15 protein-coding genes are annotated in these 19394 nt (G+C 66.8%); 13 read left to right on the top strand and 2 right to left on the bottom strand.

Translation table 11 applies throughout. The annotated features are described in order from the left end of the window. Window positions 1-321: 321 nt before the first annotated feature. The gene (locus ACQCSY_RS12170) at window positions 322-2343 is read right to left on the bottom strand and encodes an ABC transporter ATP-binding protein (RefSeq protein ID WP_427129097.1); all 2022 of its coding nucleotides are present in this window, start codon (window positions 2341-2343) and stop codon (window positions 322-324) included. Beyond that, complete coding sequence (locus tag ACQCSY_RS12165) at window positions 2340-4073, bottom strand: ABC transporter ATP-binding protein (protein ID WP_427129095.1); 1734 nt, start codon at window positions 4071-4073, stop codon at window positions 2340-2342. Before ACQCSY_RS12165 ends, ACQCSY_RS12170 begins: the two co-directional genes overlap by 4 nt. A gap of 200 nt (window positions 4074-4273) precedes the next feature. Here ACQCSY_RS12165 and ACQCSY_RS12160 point away from each other — a divergent pair, with 200 nt between their 5' ends. The 13 genes from ACQCSY_RS12160 to uraH all read left to right on the top strand — a co-directional run bounded on the left by ACQCSY_RS12160 (window position 4274) and on the right by uraH (window position 19386). Continuing rightward, the gene (locus ACQCSY_RS12160) at window positions 4274-5185 is read left to right on the top strand and encodes a serine hydrolase (RefSeq protein ID WP_427129093.1); all 912 of its coding nucleotides are present in this window, start codon (window positions 4274-4276) and stop codon (window positions 5183-5185) included. 512 nt (window positions 5186-5697) lie between these two features. Continuing rightward, window positions 5698-6363, top strand: a complete 666-nt coding sequence (locus tag ACQCSY_RS12155; RefSeq protein WP_427129091.1) for a response regulator transcription factor — start codon at window positions 5698-5700, stop codon at window positions 6361-6363. A gap of 66 nt (window positions 6364-6429) precedes the next feature. Continuing rightward, window positions 6430-7986 carry an ATP-binding protein gene (locus ACQCSY_RS12150; protein WP_427129089.1) on the top strand — a complete coding sequence of 519 codons (1557 nt, stop codon included), beginning with the start codon at window positions 6430-6432 and terminating at the stop codon, window positions 7984-7986. A gap of 176 nt (window positions 7987-8162) precedes the next feature. Further along, window positions 8163-9368 (top strand): glycosyltransferase family protein, encoded by a 1206-nt coding sequence (locus ACQCSY_RS12145; RefSeq protein ID WP_427129088.1) that lies wholly within the window; start codon window positions 8163-8165, stop codon window positions 9366-9368. Further along, window positions 9355-10575, top strand: a complete 1221-nt coding sequence (locus ACQCSY_RS12140; protein ID WP_427129087.1) for a glycosyltransferase — start codon at window positions 9355-9357, stop codon at window positions 10573-10575. Before ACQCSY_RS12145 ends, ACQCSY_RS12140 begins: the two co-directional genes overlap by 14 nt. Further along, window positions 10572-11747, top strand: coding sequence for a glycosyltransferase family 4 protein (locus ACQCSY_RS12135; protein ID WP_427129085.1), 1176 nt, complete (start codon window positions 10572-10574; stop codon window positions 11745-11747). Before ACQCSY_RS12140 ends, ACQCSY_RS12135 begins: the two co-directional genes overlap by 4 nt. Before the next feature lie 140 nt (window positions 11748-11887). Beyond that, window positions 11888-13678 carry an ABC transporter ATP-binding protein gene (locus ACQCSY_RS12130; RefSeq protein ID WP_427129083.1) on the top strand — a complete coding sequence of 597 codons (1791 nt, stop codon included), beginning with the start codon at window positions 11888-11890 and terminating at the stop codon, window positions 13676-13678. 5 nt (window positions 13679-13683) lie between these two features. Next, window positions 13684-14946: a phosphotransferase family protein gene (locus ACQCSY_RS12125; protein ID WP_427135810.1), complete on the top strand. Its 1263-nt coding sequence runs from the start codon at window positions 13684-13686 to the stop codon at window positions 14944-14946. Then, complete coding sequence (locus tag ACQCSY_RS12120; protein ID WP_427129081.1) at window positions 14943-16163, top strand: phosphotransferase; 1221 nt, start codon at window positions 14943-14945, stop codon at window positions 16161-16163. The genes ACQCSY_RS12125 and ACQCSY_RS12120 overlap by 4 nt, the downstream gene beginning before the upstream one ends. Continuing rightward, complete coding sequence (locus tag ACQCSY_RS12115; protein WP_427129079.1) at window positions 16160-17269, top strand: phosphotransferase; 1110 nt, start codon at window positions 16160-16162, stop codon at window positions 17267-17269. The genes ACQCSY_RS12120 and ACQCSY_RS12115 overlap by 4 nt, the downstream gene beginning before the upstream one ends. 201 nt (window positions 17270-17470) lie before the next feature. Next, window positions 17471-18307: an alpha/beta fold hydrolase gene (locus ACQCSY_RS12110; protein ID WP_427129077.1), complete on the top strand. Its 837-nt coding sequence runs from the start codon at window positions 17471-17473 to the stop codon at window positions 18305-18307. A 243-nt stretch (window positions 18308-18550) separates the two neighbouring features. Continuing rightward, window positions 18551-19048: a 2-oxo-4-hydroxy-4-carboxy-5-ureidoimidazoline decarboxylase gene (gene uraD, locus ACQCSY_RS12105; protein ID WP_427129076.1), complete on the top strand. Its 498-nt coding sequence runs from the start codon at window positions 18551-18553 to the stop codon at window positions 19046-19048. Continuing rightward, window positions 19045-19386: a hydroxyisourate hydrolase gene (gene uraH / locus ACQCSY_RS12100; protein ID WP_427129074.1), complete on the top strand. Its 342-nt coding sequence runs from the start codon at window positions 19045-19047 to the stop codon at window positions 19384-19386. The genes uraD and uraH overlap by 4 nt, the downstream gene beginning before the upstream one ends. Window positions 19387-19394: the final 8 nt, after the last annotated feature.

Here is a 19394-nt window from a genome sequence, read left to right as displayed (position 1 = left end):
GCACAAACTATTGGCCATTGACAGTCGGGAACGCGACTTCCCAGCCGAAGCAGCCCTGACGTTCATTCCTGCGCGAAGCGGACGCAGTGGATTAGAAGCAAAAGTATTACCCATCATGGTGGACGCAATGAGGCCAAACCGGTGAGCTCGCCGAGCTGCCAAGCACAGCATCGCAGTCACCTGCAGCGGGCCCAACACCTTTACTGTCAGCCTGAGCCACAGCGCATAAAAGGCGCCACCTTCGAGGCAGCTAGCGAGTAGAAACGCCAAGGACGACGGCGGGAGGCACGGCCTCCCACCGTCTCCCCGGATCGGAGACCCTCAAACCTCCGCCACCGGAGCCGCAAACTGCGCCGCATACAGCGCGGCATACGCTCCGCCCGCTGCCAGCAGCTCGGCATGCGTCCCCTGCTCCACGATCTGCCCGGCCTCCATCACCAGGATGAGGTCGGCGTCGCGGATCGTGGACAGCCGGTGCGCGATCACGAAGCTCGTCCGGTCGGACCGCAGCGCGCTCATCGCCTTCTGCACCAGCACCTCGGTGCGGGTGTCAACCGAGCTCGTGGCCTCGTCCAGGATCAGCACGCTGGGGCGGGCCAGGAACGCCCTGGCGATGGTCAGCAGCTGCTTCTCGCCGGCACTCACGTTGCCGCCCTCGTCGTCGAGCACGGTGTCATAGCCCTCCGGCAGCGAGTGCACGAACCGGTCCACGTAGGTGGCCGTCGCGGCCTCCAGGATCTCCGCCTCGGACGCCGAGGGCCGGCCGTAGGCGATGTTGTCCCGGATGGTCCCGCCGAACAGCCAGGTGTCCTGCAGCACCATGCCCATCCGCGAGCGCAGCTCGTGCCGGGACATGGCGGCGACGTCCACGCCGTCGAGCGTGATCCGACCCGCCTCCAGCTCGTAGAAGCGCATCATCAGGTTCACCAGGGTGGTCTTGCCCGCCCCGGTGGGACCCACAATCGCCACCGTCTGCCCCGGCTCCGCCACCAGGCTCAAATCAGCAATCAGCGGCTTGTCAGCCGAATAAGAAAACGACACGTTCTCAAACACCAGCCGTCCCCGCGTCGCCTCCGGCTCCAGCGGCACATGAGGCTCAGGGCTCTGCTCCTCGGTGTCCAGCAGCTCGAACACGCGCTCGGCGGAGGCCACCCCGGACTGCAGCAAATTGGCCATGGAGCCCAGCTGGGCCAGCGGCTGGGTGAACTGCCGCGAGTACTGGATGAACGCCTGCACATCGCCCAGCTGCATGGCACCAGAGGCCACCTGCAGCCCGCCCACCACGGCGATCCCCACATAGACCAGGTTGCCGATGAACGTCATGGCCGGCATGATCAGGCCGCTGATGAACTGGGCGCCGAAGCCGGCATCGAACAGCTCCACGTTCTTCTGCCGGAACCGCTCCTCCACCTCGCGCTGCCGGCCGAACACCTTCACCAGCGCATGCCCGGTGTAGGTCTCCTCGATCTGGCCGTTCAGCTCGCCGGTGTGCTTCCACTGCGCCACGAACAGCTTCTGCGAGCGCTTGGCGATCACCGCGGTGGTCACCAGCGTCAGCGGAATCGTGACCAGGGCAATCACGGCGAGGGTCGGCGAGAGCAGGACCATCATCAGCAGCACCCCGGCCACCGTCAGCAGGGAGGTCACCGCCTGGCTGATGGACTGCTGGAGGCTCTGGGAGATGTTGTCGACGTCGTTGGTCACCCGGCTGAGCAGCTCACCGCGCTGCACGGAGTCGAAGTAGTGCAGCGGCAAGCGGTTAATCTTCGCCTCGATCCGCTCGCGCAGCCGGAACACCGTGCGCTGCACGACGCCGTTGAGCACGTAGGCCTGCACCCAGCTGAACGCCGAGGCCAGCACATACAGCGCCAGCGCCCACAGCAGCACGGTGGACAGCGCGCCGAAGTCGATCCCGGCGCCGGGGGTCAGCGTCATGGCGCTGAGCATGTCCGCCTTCTGGTTCTCCCCCGCGGCGCGCAGCCGGGCGATCAGCTGGACCTTGCTCACCCCGGGCGGGAGTTGCTTGGACACGACGCCGGAGAAGATCAGGTTGGTGCCCTGCCCCAGCAGCCGCGGGCCGATCACCGAGAACGTCACGCTGACGACGGCGAGCGCCAGCACCAGCATCAGCCACAGCCGCTCGGGACGGAGCTCGCCCAGCAGCCGCTTCGCGGACGGCCAGAAGTTCATCGCCTTTTCCGCCGGGATATTCATCCCGGCAAAGGGACCGCCGCGGCCCGGTCCGCCGGCCGGCCGGGGAATCCGTTCGACGGCGGGCGCCCCGGCGGGTCCCCCGGCGGCAGGCGCGGCGGGCGCGGGCCGGTTGTTACGGACAGTGCTCATGCCGCCTCCTCCGCCGCGAGCTGCGAGGAGACAATCTCGCGGTACGTCTCCGAGGTCTCCAGCAGCTCCTCGTGCGTGCCGTGGCCGACGATCCTGCCGTCGTCGAGCACCAGGATCTGGTCCGCGTCCAGGATGCTGGAGACCCGCTGCGCGATGATCACGAGCGTCGCCCCGGCGGTGTTGTGCTTGAGCGCCTGCCGGAGGAGGGCGTCCGTGGCGGTGTCCAGCGAGGAGAACGAGTCGTCAAAGATGTATAGCTCGGGCCGTTTCACGAGCGCCCGGGCGATCGCGATCCGTTGCCGTTGCCCGCCGGAGACGTTGGTCCCTCCCTGCGAGATCGGCGCGTCGAGGCCGCCCTCCATGTCCTGGACGAAGTCCTGCGCCTGCGCGATGGCCAGGGCCCGCCAGAGTTCCTCCTCCGTGGCATCCGGTTTGCCGTAGAGCAGGTTGCTGCGGACCGTGCCGGAGAACAGGTAGGGCTTTTGCGGGACCAGACCGATGTGCCCCCAGAGCAGATCCGGGTGCAGTTCTTTCACATCCACGCCGTCAACCCGCACCGAACCGCTCGTGGCGTCGAAGAGCCGCGGCATGAGGTTCACCAGGGTGGTCTTGCCGGAGCCGGTGCTGCCGATGATCGCCGTCGTCTGCCCGGAGCGGGCGGTGAAGCTGATGCCGCTGAGCACGGGCTGCTCGGCACCCGGGTAGGCGAAGCCGACGCCGCGCATCTCCAGTTCGCCCCGCCCCGCCGTCAGGGTGACCGGGTGCGCCGGGGGCCGGACGCTGGATTCGGTGCCCAGCACCTGGCCGATCCGGTCCGCCGAGACCGCGGCCCGCGGGATCATCACGGCCATGAACGTCGCCATCATGACGGACATTAGGATCTGCATGAGGTAGCTGAGGAAGGCGATGAGCGTGCCCACCTGCATGGAGCCGTCCGCGATCCGGAACGAGCCGAACCAGATCACGGCCACGCTGGAGACGTTCAGCACCAGCATGACCGAGGGGAACGCGAGGGCCATCAGCCGGCCGGCGCGCAGGGCCGTGTCCGTGACATCGGCGTTCGCCTCCCCGAACCGGGCGGTCTCGATGTCCTCACGCACGAACGCGCGGACCACGCGGATGCCGGTCAGCTGCTCGCGCAGCACGCGGTTCACGGTGTCGATCCGGGTCTGCATCAGCCGGAACAGCGGGACCATGCGGGTGACGATCAGCCCGACCGCCATCAGCAGCACGGGCACGCTCACGGCTATCAGCCAGGAGAGCTGCACGTCCTGCCGGATGGCCATGATCACGCCGCCAATGCTGAGCATGGGCGCGGCCACCATCAGCGTGGCGGACATCAACACGAGCTGCTGGACCTGCTGGACGTCATTGGTGGAGCGGGTGATGAGGCTCGGGGCGCCGAAGCGGGTGACTTCCTGCTCGGAAAACTCGGCCACCCGGGTGAAGATCGCCCCGCGCACGTCCCGGCCCAGGCCCATCGCCGCCTTCGCGCCGAAGTACACGGCGGTGACGGCGCAAGCGATCTGCAGCAAGGTGATGAGCAGCATGACGCTACCGAGCCGCAGGATGTAGCCGGTGTCCCCCTTGGCCACGCCCTCATCGATGATGTCCGCGTTCAGGGTGGGCAGGTACAGGGAGGCGATGGACTGCGCCAGCTGGAAGACGACGACGGCGAGCATCAGCCGCCGCTGCGGCCGCAGGTACTCAACGAGCAGTTTCCAGAGCATCCGGTCTCCAACTCAGGTGCGCATTTCTATCCGGGCACTTCACTCACATTGATTCGAACGTCAGTCTACGTCCGGATTCTGCGGTGCGGGTGGGAGTTTTGCCACAGCTCCGGGGTGTCCCGCGCGTTCCGTGGACATCGCCTCCCCCGGGGCATACGTTCAATGGACCCCCGCCCGCTTGAATTGGAAGGTCCTGGCACATGGACACCACAGGACCGCACGCCCCAGCCGCGGCCACCGGAAACCACCGGAGAAACATGTTCCTGGTGTGGGCCGCCACCCTCCTGGTCCTGGCCGCTCTCATCGTCCTGGCCACAGTCCGCACGGTACCGGCACCGCACACGGACTTCCTGGCCGTAACCCCGTGGCAGCCGCAGAAGCAGCCCGGTGCCGCACCGGCGTCGAAAGCCCAACCCGGCCCCGCCGTCGACCTCGCCGCCGGGATCCAACGGATCCTCAGCGAAAACGGCAGTCACAGGATCGGCGTCGCAGTGGCGGACACCCGTGACGGGAATCTGCAGAGCTACGGCGACGTCTCTGAGTATGTCGCGGCAAGCACCGCGAAGATCCTCACGGCGGCCGCCTACTACCATCTGGTGGAAACCGGCGAAAAGTCGCTGGACACGCCCTTGGGCGCATTCGATACCGCATTCCAGCTCGAGGCCATGGTCAATACCAGCAGCGACGATTCCTGGCTCCTGCTGATGCAGGACATCGGCTACCCCCGGCTCGTCGAATACGCCGCCTCCCTCGGGATCACCTACGACCCCGAACAGAACCTCCTGACGCCGCCGGACATGGCGCGGTTACTGCAGGAGCTCTCCACGGGCAAGCTCCTCAATGCCGAACATACGGAGGAGCTGCTGGGCTACATGCAGCAGACCAACGACGAGGACCTCATCCCGGCCGCCGTCGCCCCGGACATCACCGTCCACCACAAGTACGGCGTGGTGGAGGGCTACGTCCACGACGCCGCCATCCTGAGTTCCGGAGGGCACTCCTACGCGGTGGTTATCTACACCTGGGGCCCGGACGACGCCGACGGCGAGGCCCGCCTCGACCTCATCCACGACCTGACGCACCAGATCACCGCCGCCCTGTTCGGGCGGTGAAGCCGAAATCGCTGTTCATCTGCGGCAATTGTCCGTAAAGCTTGCGTCCAAGGGTGGCGCGGGCGCCGATGCAGGAGCAGGATAGGGGAACCGGGTATAAAACCCGGTGCAGACACCCGATGGAAAGCCCGTAAGTATGGCCGGGCATCCTCGCGGAGGAGCAATACATGTCCATCACTCAATCACTAAGAACATCCCGACCCTCGGATGCCAGGATCGCCGGGCCGGGCCGGCCCGCCCCGCCGCCTTGACGGGCTGGATCCACTGAGCAGACATTGGACCCGCCCGGGGAGCAAGGGAACAGTCGAACCGCCGGTCCTCACGCTGTGGGGTCCGCACCGCGCCCGCACCCCGGGCAGATCGAGGCTGCTGGGGCCTCGGAATTCCTCCCAGCTCACGTGCAGGAGACGCCGCAGTTTTGGAGCAGGCCTGAAGTCCCGCGAATAATGCCGGCAGCGCGATCATGCGCTCCACCGGACCTTTTCCGGATCCGGGCCTTCCTGGGGGTCACCGTGATCCGCATACTCATTGCCGAAGACGAAGAGCGCATCTCCCGGTTCATCGAGAAGGGTTTGCGGGCGGCGGGCTATGCCCCCACGGTCGTCGCCGATGGCGTCACGGCTGTGGATTACGCATCCAGCGGCGAGTTCGATCTCCTCCTCCTCGATATCGGGCTCCCCCGTCTGGACGGCTTCACCGTCCTGACCGCGCTCCGCCACAACCAGGTGGGCATCCCGGTCATCTTCCTCACTGCCCGGGACTCCGCCGCGGACACCGTAGCCGCGCTGGAGGGCGGCGCCGACGACTACATGGTCAAGCCCTTCCGCTTCGAGGAGCTTGTGGCCCGCATCAGGGCCAGGCTGCGCAACGGGGACAACGGCGAATCACCCGCGGGCTACATCATCCGCTACGGCCCGCTGGAACTGAACCTGCACACCCGCACAGTGAGCGTCGACGGCAGGATCGTCGAGCTCTCGGCCCGTGAGTTCGCGCTGGTGGAAATGTTCCTGCTCCATCCGGGGCAGGTCCTGAGCAGGCAGCAACTCCTCAGCCACGTGTGGGGCTACGACTTTGACGGCACCTCCAACGTCGTCGATGTCTATGTGCGCCAGTTGCGGCTGAAGATCGGCGCGGACCACATCATCACAACCCGCGGCGCTGGATACCGCCTTGGCTAGAAACGAAGGTGCGCGGCGCGGCCCCGAGCGCCGGGGACCGGCCGCCGCCATCGGGAAGGGAATATCGTGACCTCCACGCAACACCGGCTCCGCGAAAATGGCCACGCTGTGCCCGGGACGCCGGCTGTTGCTCGCCCAGCCGAGGATCTGGACCCCTCCGGCTGGGGCGCGAAGATCCATTCGGTGCGCTTCCGGGTGGTGGCAGCCATGTTGGGCATGATGCTCGCGGGGCTGGTGACCGCGGGACTGGTCACCTTCATCGTCCAGTTCCAGGACTCCGACGCCAGGGTGGACCAGGCGATTCTGGACAAGGCCAACGAGGTGGTCAAGCTGGTGCAGACCAACCGCAAGACGTCCGGGGACTACGCCAACAGGTCTGACATCAGCGCGCTCCACGAAGCCGCGGAAGACATCCAGCCCCGCAGCAACGAGGTCATGGCCGGAATCGTTGCCGGTCGCGTGGCGTGGACCGTCGAAGGAAACCCCGACCATGGTCTCCTGGATGCGGGCCTGTACCCTTCCGCCGCCCGGCTCAGGGATGCCGCGGGCGCCGCCTTCGGCGAACTCACTGCTGCCGGACGTCCGTTCAGGACCGTCGTCCTGCCGGTGAAGGGTGCCGCCGTCACCACGGGGACGTTCTTGTTGGTTGGCCGGGACGCCGGCGACCAAAGGGAGCACAACGTCTCCTCGATCCGCACTTACTCCTTGGTGGCCGCCGGCACGCTGCTCGGCGCTGCGCTGATTGGCGGCCTGGTCGCCGGCCGGTTGCTGGATCCCCTCCGCCGTCTGCGCGAAGCCACGCGGGTGGTCAGTCACGAGGACCTCACCCGGCGGGTGGAAGTGCGCGACGGTGAGGACGACGTGACACTCCTCACGAAGACCTTCAACACCATGCTCGAAAGACTGGATGAGGGCGCCCAGCAGCAGCAACAGTTCCTGGACGACGCCGGCCACGAGCTACGGACACCCCTCACCATTCTCCGCGGACACCTCGAGCTCGTGACCGTCGACGATCCCGCCGATGTCGTGGCCACGAGGGAGGTGCTGCTCGACGAAGTGGACCGCATGCAGCGCCTGGTGGATGACCTGCTCCTGCTCGCCAACTCCGGCCACCCTGACTTCATCAGGAAGGAGCCCATCCCTATCCCCGAGTTCCTCCAGCAGGTGATGGAGAAGATCCACGTCCTCGCGGACCGCCGCTGGCAGATCGATGAAACCGCCGACTACGTCGTGGAAGCCGACCCGCAGCGCCTCACACAGGCCCTCGTCCAGCTCGCCGCCAACGCCGTCAGGTACACCGAGCGCTCCTCCACGATCGCTCTGGGATGCCGGATCGAGGGCCCGACAGCGCCCGACGGCAAGCCGTTGCCTGCCTCGGACACGCTGCTGCTGTGGGTGCGCGACGACGGTAGCGGCATCGCGACGGAGGACCAGCAACGCATCTTCGAGCGGTTCGGCCGGGCACACCCGGGCCGCGGGGATGAGGGGTCGGGGCTCGGCCTCGCCATCGTCTCCGCGATCGCCGAAGCGCACGGCGGCATTGCCACAGTCGAATCCGAATACGGCCACGGATCCTCTTTCCTGATCCGGATCCCGTTGCAGGCAGTTGGCGTCCGCCTCTGAACCGCTAGCCGCTGATGCCGGCCGCTCCATGAGAAATCCTTAATCCTCCCCTCATCCCCTCCTCACTCTTCCCGCGCACGCTGATTAGTAACATCAGAGACCGCCGGCAACTAAAGACAGCTGCGAAAACGGCTGCGCCGGAGGACCACAGGCTTGGGAGGATTGCCGTGGAGCCCATGCGAATAGCGCTTTACTCACACGATTCAGTGGGCCTGGGGCATGTGCGCCGCAATCTGGCCTTGGCCCACGCGCTGAGCAATCAGCTTCCGGGGCTCACCGGACGTCCCGTCACCGGCATCCTCATCACCGGCACTGCGCTGGCGCCCGCGTTTCAAGCTCCGGAGGGGTGGGACTGGGTCCTGCTTCCAGGGATAGAGAAAAGCCCCGAAGGCTACCGGGCCCGGAACCTGGCGCTGCCGATGCACGATCTCGTGTCCTTGCGCGCCAGGCTGCTACAGGCCGTCATCGCCGGCTTCGGCCCCCATCTGGTGGTGGTGGACCGCCATGCTACCGGCGTCCACGGCGAACTCGAAACCGCCCTGCGGCGGGCCCGCTCCGCCGGTCCCGTACGCGTGGTGCTCGGGCTCCGCGAAGTCCTGGACTCCCCCGACGCGGCCTTCACCGAATGGGCCCGCGTTGGCGGACCCCGCATGGTCAAGGCCTTGTTCGACGCGATCTGGGTGTACGGCGACCCCGCCGTTCACGACCCCGTGGCGGCGGGCGAGATACCGTTCTCCCTGCGGAAACTCATCCGCTATACCGGCTACCTCGCCGCCGGGCGCCCTTCGGTGTCCGGCACGAGCTCCATGCCCGGCCCGTACTTTATGACCACGGTCGGAGGCGGCTCGGACGGCCATGCCCTGGCCAGCGTGGCGGTCGCCGCGCACGTGCCTGCCGGGCTGGGACACCTGATCGTGGCAGGCCCGCAGATGCCCGCCGAGCAGCTCAAGGATCTCCAGCGTCAGGCCGGACCCGGAGTGAAGGTGGTCCCCGCCGTGGACGACATCGTTTTCCACATCCGCCACGCGGCCGCCGTTGTCTCCATGGGCGGCTACAACACAGTGTGCGAGATCATGAGCACCAATGTCCCAGCGCTGATCGTGCCCCGCACCCAGGCTCGCGCCGAGCAGCGCATCCGCGCCGCGTCCCTGGCCAATGCCGGTTATCTGGAACAACACGAAATCGGCACTCTGACCCCCGAGATCCTGGCCGGCTGGCTGGCGTCCAGGCTCGGCACCACAGTGGACCGCCGCCGTGCGGTCCTGGATGGGCTGATCCGCGTTCCGCAACTGGCGGCCGAGCTGTTGCAGCCGCTCTTCCGTGCGAACGAAAGGGATGCGGCAGCCCATGCGAAGGGAAGCGCGGGTCGTGTCGCCGTCTGAACCGGGGATTGCGTACGTCCTCAAGATGTACCCGCGTTTCTCCGAAACGTTCATCGTTTCGGAGATCCTGGCCCGCGAAGCGGCGGGCGACCGGATCGAGATCTTCTCCCTCCGGCCGACCACCGATCCCCGGTTCCATCCCGCACTCGCCCGGGTCCAGGCACCGGTGACCTATATTGACCGGCCAATTAAGACTGTAGCTCTGTGGGACAGCCTCCAAATGGCCGGGGTGGCCGGGCTCACGGGCGCCCTGGGCCGGAATTTTGCCGAACTCTCCGCCGCCACAGCGGACGACGCTGTCCAGGCCATCAACCTGGCGACTGTCCTGCAGAACCGGAATATCCGGCACATGCACGTCCACTTTGCGTCAGGCGCCACCAGCGTAGCGCGGCTGGCCTCGGCCATTACCGGCATCCCGTTCTCCTTCACCGCCCACGCCGTCGACATCTTCCATGAGTCTGTCCGCGATGACGACCTCCGGATCAAGCTCGAACAGGCCCACCACGCCGTGACGATCAGCCGCTACAACATGCGCTACCTGCGCCGCCGCTTCCCGTCCTCCACGTCCCGGCTCCATCTGGTGCGCAACGGGCTGGAACTGGAGAGCTTCCCGTACCGGGATCCGCGCCCGCTCGGAGCCACGGTGCGCATCGCCGCCGTCGGGCGCCTGGTGGAGAAGAAGGGGTTCCAGCATTTGCTGCCCGCGGCCGCCGAACTCCTGGATCAGGGCTTCAGCCTGGACCTGCGCATCGCCGGGACCGGCGTGCTGGCCGAGGATCTGGCGGCCGGCATCGACCAGCTCGGGCTGGGCGAGCACGTCCGGCTGCTCGGGCCCCAGACCCAGGACCAGGTCCACGAGCTGCTCCATTCCTCCGATATCTTCGTTGCCCCCTGCGTGATCGGCGCCGACGGAAACGCGGACGGCATGCCCACGGTCCTGCTCGAGGCCATGGCCACCGGAGTCCCCTGCGTCAGCACCGCGGTCACCGGGATTCCGGAAGTGGTCCGGAACGGCTCCACCGGAATCCTGGCCCGGCCGGGAAATCCCCACGCCCTGGCCCGGGCCATCCACACGCTCGGCTCCCCCGTCACCGACATCGTGGCCATGGCCCGCAATGCCCGTGCCCTGATCGAGGAGGACTTCGACGTCCACCGCCAGTCCGAACTCCTGAGATCCCTCTCCCGTGCGGAAAGGAAGGTCGCATGATGCGCGTGGCCTATCTCTGCGCCGACCCCGGGGTGCCCGTTTTCGGCACCAAGGGCTCCTCGGTGCATGTCCAGGAAATCGTCCGCGCCTGGCGCGGAACCGGGGCCGCCGTCACGGTCTACTGCACCCGTCTGGGAACCGACAGGCCCGCCGACCTGGCCGACCTCGACGTCGTCGAAGTCCGACCGGAATCCGTCCCCGGACCGGCGCGGGAACGGGCCGTCCAAGACGCGGCACTGGCGCTCGTTGACGAGGTCCTGCGCAACGGCTGCGGCTTGGTCTACGAGCGCTATTCGCTGTTCAGCCCGGCCCTCTCGGTGGTGGCCAAGGTACTCGACGTCCCGTCGGTACTCGAAGTCAACGCCCCGCTCATCGAAGAGCAGCAGCGGTACCGCCAACTGCTCGATGTGAAGAAAGCCGAGGCTGTCTTCCGCCGCAACGCCGCAACGGCCGACGTCGTGGCGTGCGTCTCTGAGCCTGTGGTCCGGTGGGTGCGGGACCGGGTGCCCACGGCCAGGACGGTGCTGACACCGAATGGTGTGAACGTCGACCGGATCACGGCACGCCGCCCCGGGCGCAGGAACCCCGATCACCTCACTGTGGCCTTCGTGGGAACGTTGAAGCCTTGGCATGGAGTCCCTGGCCTCCTGCATGCCGTTGCCCTCGCCAACGAGCAGGCGGCTGAACCGGATCGCCGGTGGAAGGTGAGGATCATCGGCGACGGCCCGGTCCGGGAGGACCTCGAACGCCTCGCCGCATCCCTGGGCGTGGAAACAGACTTCGCCGGTGCCGTCCCGCCTGCGGCTGTACCAGGTCTCCTGGATGAATGCGACGCCGCCGCCGCCCCTTATCCCCCTGATGCCACCGGTCAGGACGACTATTTTTCACCGCTGAAGGTCTATGAGTACATGGCGGCCGCGATGCCCATCATCGCGAGCGCCGCAGGCCAGATCCCGTCCATTGTGGAGGACGGGCGCACCGGAATACTCGTGCCGCCCGGGGAACCCGTGTCCCTCGCCGCCGCCCTCACCCGGCTCGCGGAGGATCCGGCCCTCCGCGAACGGCTCGGGGGCCAGGCCCGCGATGAAGCGGTGATGCGGTTCACCTGGAACGGGGTGCTGTCTCGCATCACGGCGGCCTTGCCGCCAGCGCGCAGGGTCGCCGTGCCATGACGGCCACGCCAAGGCACCTGCCTCCTCGGTCCGAATCTTCCCCGCCCAAACCATCTCAGCCCAAACACGGACCGTGGCGGCGGCCGCGCCCAGACCGCAGCAACAAACCTGAGTCCGGGCTCCGCCGGACCTTGCAGTGCGTGCGCCCGCACCTGCGCGGACACCGGCTCCTGATGGTCGCCGGATTCGTGGGGCTCGCAGCCGATATCCTGTTCCGCCTGCTGGAGCCGTGGCCGGTCAAAATAGTCATCGATGCGGTTTCACGGTCGCTGGGCGCGACGATTAGACGACCCGGGCCCACGATGGATGCCAGTCTGGAAACGCTGCTCTTGTGCGGCGGCGCGATCGTGGTCATCAGCATCCTGCGTGCCATTGCCAACTATTGGTCCGCGATCTCCTTCGCACTCATCGGAACTAAGGTCGCCGCTGACCTTCGGGCCCGCACCTTCCGCCATGTGCAAGGCCTGTCCATGAGGCACCACACTCGAGCCTCTTCCGGAGACACTGTCCAACGTCTGGTGGCTGATGTATCCCGCCTGCAGGAAGTCGCCGTCACGGCCGGCCTGCCCATGCTGGGCAATGCGGTGACGCTCGTAGCCATGACCATCATCATGCTCTGGCTGGATCCATTCCTGGCCCTGGTCGTCTTTCTGGCCACCGCGATCTTCGCCCTTCTGTCCCGCCGGAGTTCCGGACCGATCACGGAGGCAGCCGGCAGGTCACGCAAGGGTGAAAGCGCTCTGGCCACCACCGCCTCCCAGACCCTGAGCGCCATGCGTGAAGTGCAGGCCTACGGGCTCGAGGAAACCATCAGCTCCAACTTCCGCAATAGCAACAAGGCAGCCTTGGGAACAGGAGTTGTCGCCCTGCGGCTGGCTGCCAGCCTCGAGCGCCGCACCGACGTGTTGATCGGCGTCGCCACCGCCGTCGTGCTGGCCGGCGGCGGCTGGCGCGTGCTGAGCCACTCGATCACGCCAGGCGACCTCATAGTGTTCCTTACCTACTTGAAAACCGGGATGAAACCGCTGAAGGATCTTGCCAAGCAGACCAGCCGGATCGCCCGGGCCACAGCCTCCGGCGAGCGCGTGGCGGACCTGCTCGAGGCCCAGACCGATTTGCCCGAAGCCCCCAACGCGCGGGCCCTGAACGGCCACCGCCCGGACATCGCGTTCGAGGACGTCTTCGCCGGCCACGGCGAGGGGACCACAGTGCTGCATGGGATCAACCTCCGCATTCCGGCCGGGGAGCATCTGGCCATCCTCGGTCCGTCCGGCGCGGGAAAATCGACCCTGGCGAGCCTCATCCTGCGCATGATCGACCCCACGTCAGGCGTCGTCCGGGTAGGAGGCGAGGACCTGAAAGAGCTCCAGATCGCGTCAGTGCGCTCGCACGTCTCCATCCTGCTCCAGGACTCCGTCCTGTTCGGAACCACGGTCCGGGAGAACATCAGGTTCGGCCGCCTCGACGCCTCCGACGAGGACATCGAACACGCCGCCTCGCTGGCACAGGCCGACACCTTCATCCGGGCTCTTCCCGACGGTTATGACACGGTCCTCGGGGAAGCTGCCAAGGATCTCTCCGGCGGTCAACGTCAGCGGCTCTCGATCGCCCGCGCCATCCTCCGGCAGGCACCCATCGTCATCCTGGACGAGGCAACGGCGGGATTGGACCCGGCTTCACGCGAATCGATCCTGGACGCCATGGAGGTTCTGACCCGGGGGCGGACTTCCATCACGATCACTCATGATGCCTTCGCAGCGCGCCTGTGCGACCGGATCGTGTGGCTTGAGGACGGCCGCATCACCGAAGAGGGGCGTCCGCTGAAGCTGCTGGAGGACCCCGAAAGCCGCTTCAGCAAGTGGATGGGAGAAACGCCCACCCCGCGGCCGGAGCAGGATTTATCCGGGCACGAATTGCAGGTGCCGACGTGAACGCGATGCCCACGCGGTTGAGTGACGCGGACCTTTCACTCGCCGGGCGCGACGACGCCCTTCCGTACCTGGCAGCCGTGCTCGACGACGATCGCCTGTCCGAGCTTGTGGGTGAAAATATCCGCATAACCCGTGTCCGGTACAAGCCCCACACGTCCGTGCTTGTTGCTTTTTGCTGCACCGGCGACGGCACGGAAAACTACGGTTGGGCCCTGACCAGCACCACATCCGGCTACTCCAAGCTGAACGGGCGCGCCCAGCGCTCCGCGAGCGACGGCGGGGGCATCCGGCTGGTCCGCCCGGACCCGCGTCGGTGGGACTCTGTAGTCGCCATAGGCGGTTTCGAGGACGATTGGACTTTGAGGAAAAACCTGGACTGGCTCCGGGACTTAGGTCTGGATCGCCTCGGCGCCGTGCAGCAGCCCGGACAACCGCTCCTCACCGGCACCGCCCGGGTGTTGCGCTACATACCCGAGTGTCGGCTGGTGTTCGTGGAGCAAACGCCGGGCGGGCCAATCGTGATCAGGACGGCGGCACAGCCGGTCCCCGACGACGAGCGTATGCTCCTGCGACGGCTGGAGCTGCACGGGGTCCCGGTGCTTCGCCGGCTCGGCGATGCCGACTGCTCGCGTCACGGGATCAGCGCCAGCCCGGTCTGGGGCGCCCATGACCTGTCCATGCGCGAGGACCCGGAAGGGGCCCGCCGGGCAGGGAAAGCCCTCGCCATACTGCACGGCATCCCGGTCGAGGCCCAGCCGGACCGCGCCGAGGCCGCACAGGATCTTCTCGAGCAGTTGACGGCCAACCGCGATATGATCACGGCACTCCTGCCCTCGCTCGCGGAGCCTGCCGCAAAGGTGGCGCTCCGGATCTACCGCCGGTTGGAAGGGCGTGCGGGTCACGGGACTGCCGTAGTGGTCCACGGCGACTTCTCCGCAGATCAGGTGCTGGTCGGCGGATCGGAAGTCCGCCTGATCGACTTCGACCGCTCCCATCTGGGAGCCCCGGAAGCCGATCTGGGTTCTTTCGCGGCCGTTGAAGAAATGAGCCTGTGGCGGGAACCCGCGGACGCGCCGCGCGGTTCTCATACGAACCACCTCCTCGACGGCTATGCCCAGGCCGGCGGCGGGATCACGCAAGCTGCCGTGGACACCTGGATGGCCTTCCGAATGTTCACCGGCGCCGTCGATCCGTTCAGGAACAGGTCCCCTGACTGGGCCGCCGACATGTGCCGGCACATCGACCGGGCCTCCGAGCTGATCCCATGAACTGGCTACCGCCCGTGCCCATGTCCGCGATCGACGCTTCCGGCCAAACGTGGGAGGTCCACCGGGCGTGGCCGGATTTCACTCCCGGAGACTACATTCTGGAGGTCCTGAAGCCGGGACGGCCGGGGGTCCAGGGAGCACGCCTGCGTGACGGACGGTTTGAGCTGTTGCTCGAGGACGATCCGGGCCTCCCGGCCCTGCGGACCGAGGCCCGGCACGGCGAAATAGTTTCTCACCGGCCCGGTACTCGCGCCGTCATCCGGGCGGAGGGCTGCTTCATCAAGATCTTCAAACCAGGCGACGCGCTCCTCCCCGCCGAACGCTGCGCACAAACGGAGCTCCTCCTGGACGCCGGAAGTTTTTCGTCTCCCACGGTCCTTAGGAGTTCCACGGACGTCATCGTTTTCAGTGCCGTCCCCGGACGGACCTTGGGTGCCTTGGGTGAAGATCACCTGACGATCAGCGATGAATCGTTCGCCGGTTTGTGGGAGAAATGGTCGGACGCCTGGGCCGCCCAAGTGGGCAGCTCCGTGGGACGCAGCGCTCTGGCGGCACTGCCCGTCCATTCGCCGGAGGTGGAAGCCGCTGATTTGTGGCGCTGGGTGAACCGGTGGCTGCGTCACTATGGCGACGTCCCGGAAGCTTCACTGCAAGGCGATGCCCTGTGTGCCTTGGCACTGCACGTGACGCACAACTTACTCCGGACCCCGCCCGATCCGCTGGTCTGGGCGCACGGGGACCTCCACGACAAGCAAATCCTCGCCGTCGACGAGCAATCGCCACTCGGGTTGCTGGACTTCGACGATACCGCTCAGGCCGAGGCCGCCCTGGATCTGGCTAATCTGGACGTCCATTTAGAACTTCACACGCGCCGGAAGCGTATGACGCCGGCACGATTCCTGGCCGCCCACGCGCAAGTAATGGCCACCGCTGAAGCACTCCACGTCAGTCCGGACCGTTTCCGGGCCTATTCCGATGGCGCCTGGCTGCGTCTGGCTTGTTCCCCGCTGCCCGTGCGCTCGGCCTTGGCTTTGGCCGTTCTCGTCGAACGCACCAGGCATGATCGTCGATTCTCCGACTTCGTACCAACGGCTATCACTTCAAGCGGCGTTGTTGAACGGAGACCCGCTCCGCAACCAACTGCAGCCGTGGGCGTTCCCGCCCAAAGCGAGCAGGCCGTTGGCCGTGCCGACCCTCTCATGGGAGGGATGACGTGAGCTGGCACCCGCCCGTGCCGGCCGTGGTCCCGGACGCCCAGGAAACTCTATGGCAGGTCATTCGGGCCTGGCCCGAAAAAACCGCAGGCGACTACACCATGGAGGTTTTCACCCCGGAACGGCCGGGCGTCCGAGCAGCCTATCTGCGGTCCGGGCAGGTGGAAGTGCTTCCGAAGGACCGGCTCCTGCCCGCACTGGTGCAAGTTGCACCGCTCGGTGAGGTGATTGTGCACCGAGCCCGTATGCGCGCCGTGGTCAGGTCCGGCGAACTGTACTTTAAGGTCTTCCGGCTCAACTACTCCGCCGAAGCCGCCGCCCGCCACGCCCGGATGTCAAAGCTCCTGGGCGCCGAGGACTTCCGCACCCCTGAAGTGGTTTCCTGCACCCCGGGCTGCCTCACCCTTACCGGTATCCCCGGACGCTCCCTGTTCGAGCTGGGGCAGGACCCGGAGGTCAGCGACGCCGTGTTCGAAAAGGCCTGGGAAAAATGGTCCCGGGGCTGGGTCCGGCAACAATCCCTGGCCACGGCTCCCGCGCACCGTACGACTCTCGAGGCGCTCGCGCCCCGCACGGCCGCCGTCGAACTGGAGAACCTGCAACGCATAGTGGACTTGTGGCTGTTGCATGCCCACGGCATTCCGGCGGCCCAAGCCCAGCGGCTGGCCGTGCGTGCGGCCGCCGGGCAGATCGCACAACAGTTGCTCCGGACTCAACCCGATCCCTTGGTGTGGTCCCACGGGGACCTTCACGACAAGCAGATATTCGCCCAGGACTCCGACGCAGCCTTGGGGCTGCTGGACTTCGACGAGGCCGGCCGGGCCGAAGCTGCCGCCGACCTCGCAAACCTTGCCATGCACCTTCAGCTGCGCCTGCGTCAAAGGCGCCTGACACCCGAGCGGTACCGCACCGCCCGCCTCCAGGTCATCGCTGCTGCCGAGGAACTGCGGGTCACACCTGCGCGCTTCGATGCCTATGCCAACGCGACCCGCCTGCGGCTGGGCTGCCTCTATTCCTTCCGACCCCAGTGGGCCACCCTGGCCGAGGATTTCCTCAGCCCGGAAGAGGAACAGACCCTGTCTGCCGACACTTCAATGACCAAAGTGTGACGGCTGCCTACACCGCGAAATGCCACCCCAGGGGTATGCCGGATGGAATTCGCTCAGATGGATTCGCAGGGAACACCCTGTCCGGCGGCATCGTTGGTTCCCTACAGTGGTACCCAGGCAAGGGCACGCTCCTGCGCACCACACCGCACCAACGCAAAGCACACCGAACCGTACTTGAACACTATTGGGAGGACCGCTGGCATGGCTTACATCAAGGTTGGAACCGAGAACAGCACCGACGTCGAGCTCTACTACGAGGACCACGGGTCCGGCCAGGCCGTGGTCCTGATCCACGGTTACCCGCTGGACGGCTCCTCCTGGGAGAGGCAGGCGGCTGCCCTCCTCGACGCCGGCTACCGCGTCATCACGTACGACCGCCGCGGCTTCGGGCAGTCCAGCAAGCCCACCGAAGGCTACGACTATGACACCTTCGCGGCGGACCTGGACACCCTCCTGACCACGATTGACCTCTACGACGCCGTGCTGGTGGGCTTCTCGATGGGGACCGGCGAAGTGGGCCGCTACCTGGCGAGCTACGGCTCGGGCCGGGTGGCGAAGGCCGTGTTCCTCGGCTCGCTCGAACCCTACCTGTTGCAGGCAGAGGACAACCCCGGCGGCGTCCCGCAGTCCGTGTTCGACGGCCTGATGGAGGCCGTGACCGCGGACCGCTACGCCTTCTTCACCGATTTCTTCAAGAATTTTTACAACAGCGGGACTTTCCTCGGTACCCCGCGCCTCAGCCAGGAGGTCATGAACGCCGGCTGGAACCTCGCCACCCGGGGCGGCACTGCCGCCTCGGCCGCCGCGCAGCCGACCTGGCTGACCGACTTCCGCGCCGACATCCCCAAGATCGACGTCCCGGCGCTGATTGTCCACGGCACGGCGGACAACATCCTGCCGATCGATATCACGGGACGCCAGTTCGCCAAGGCCCTGCCGGGCGCCGAGTACGTGGAGATCGACGGCGCCCCGCACGGCATGCTCTGGACCCACGCCGCCGAAGTCAACGACATTCTGTTGCGGTTCCTGGCGAAGTAGGACCTGGCATCGGCGGCCGCCTGCGCCGAGCGGGGGCATTTCGACACGAAACGCCGGGCCGTCGTCGTACTTGCCGCTGCCCGTGGCCGTAAAGTGCCCCCGGACGGGACGACGGGGAGTTGACACCGGCCGGGCCGTAGGATTGACTTTTACATATGCTGAAATAACAGTTCCACGATACGGAATAGTTAACCGTATAGCCCGCGCCGTGGATGCCAGCATCGACCCCCTAGGACCTGGCACATGTTGTTTGAACAGTTCAATACCGCGGGCCGTTCGGAGGCCGTTGCAGCGCTCCGCCCCTGCCTGGACATCCAGCGCTGGATTGATGAGCTCGCTGACGCGCGGCCCTATTCCGATCCGGCCTCCCTCCTCGCCGCAGCCCGCCGCGCGGCGGATCCGTTCACCGCCTCGGAGGTGGCCGCAGCCCTGGCCCACCACCCGCGAATCGGGGAACGGGCCCCCGGCGACAGCACCGAGGCCCGGCTGTCCCAGTCGGAGCAGGCATCCCTTGGCGTGGCGGACGCCGCGGTGGCGGAGGCCCTGGCAGCCGGCAACCGTGCCTACGAAGAGAAGTTCGGCCAAGTGTTCCTGATCCGCGCAGCCGGCCGCAGCCGGGAGGAGATCCTGGCCGCCCTCAATGCCAGGCTCGCCCACACCCCCGAGCAGGAACAACCAATCATCGGCCAGCAGCTGCGCGAGATCGCAGTGCTCCGACTCGAAGGACTGATGAGCAAATGAGCGTCTCCCACATCACCACCCACGTCCTGGACACGGGTTCGGGCAAGCCGGCCGCCGGCGTTGCGGTCACATTGCACAAACTCGACGGCGAGCGGTGGGTCCAGATCGCCACAGGATCCACGGATGCCGACGGGCGGATCAAAGAGCTCGGACCGGACAGGGTCCCGTCCGGCACCTACCGCCTGGGATTCGACACCGGGGCCTACTATGCCGCCGCCGGCACCGAGACTTTCTTCCCCGAGGTGACTCTCACATTCGGGGTTACCGAGGAGCAGGCGCACTACCACGTCCCCCTCCTGCTGAGCCCGTTCGCCTTCTCGACCTACCGGGGCAGCTGAGGGCCGCA

Origin of the sequence: Pseudarthrobacter sp. S9 (assembly GCF_050156545.1) — a bacterium.
Lineage (GTDB): Bacteria > Actinomycetota > Actinomycetes > Actinomycetales > Micrococcaceae > Arthrobacter.
The sequence above is the reverse complement of the archived record's forward strand: the minus strand, read 5'-3'. Positions and strand labels throughout refer to the sequence as shown.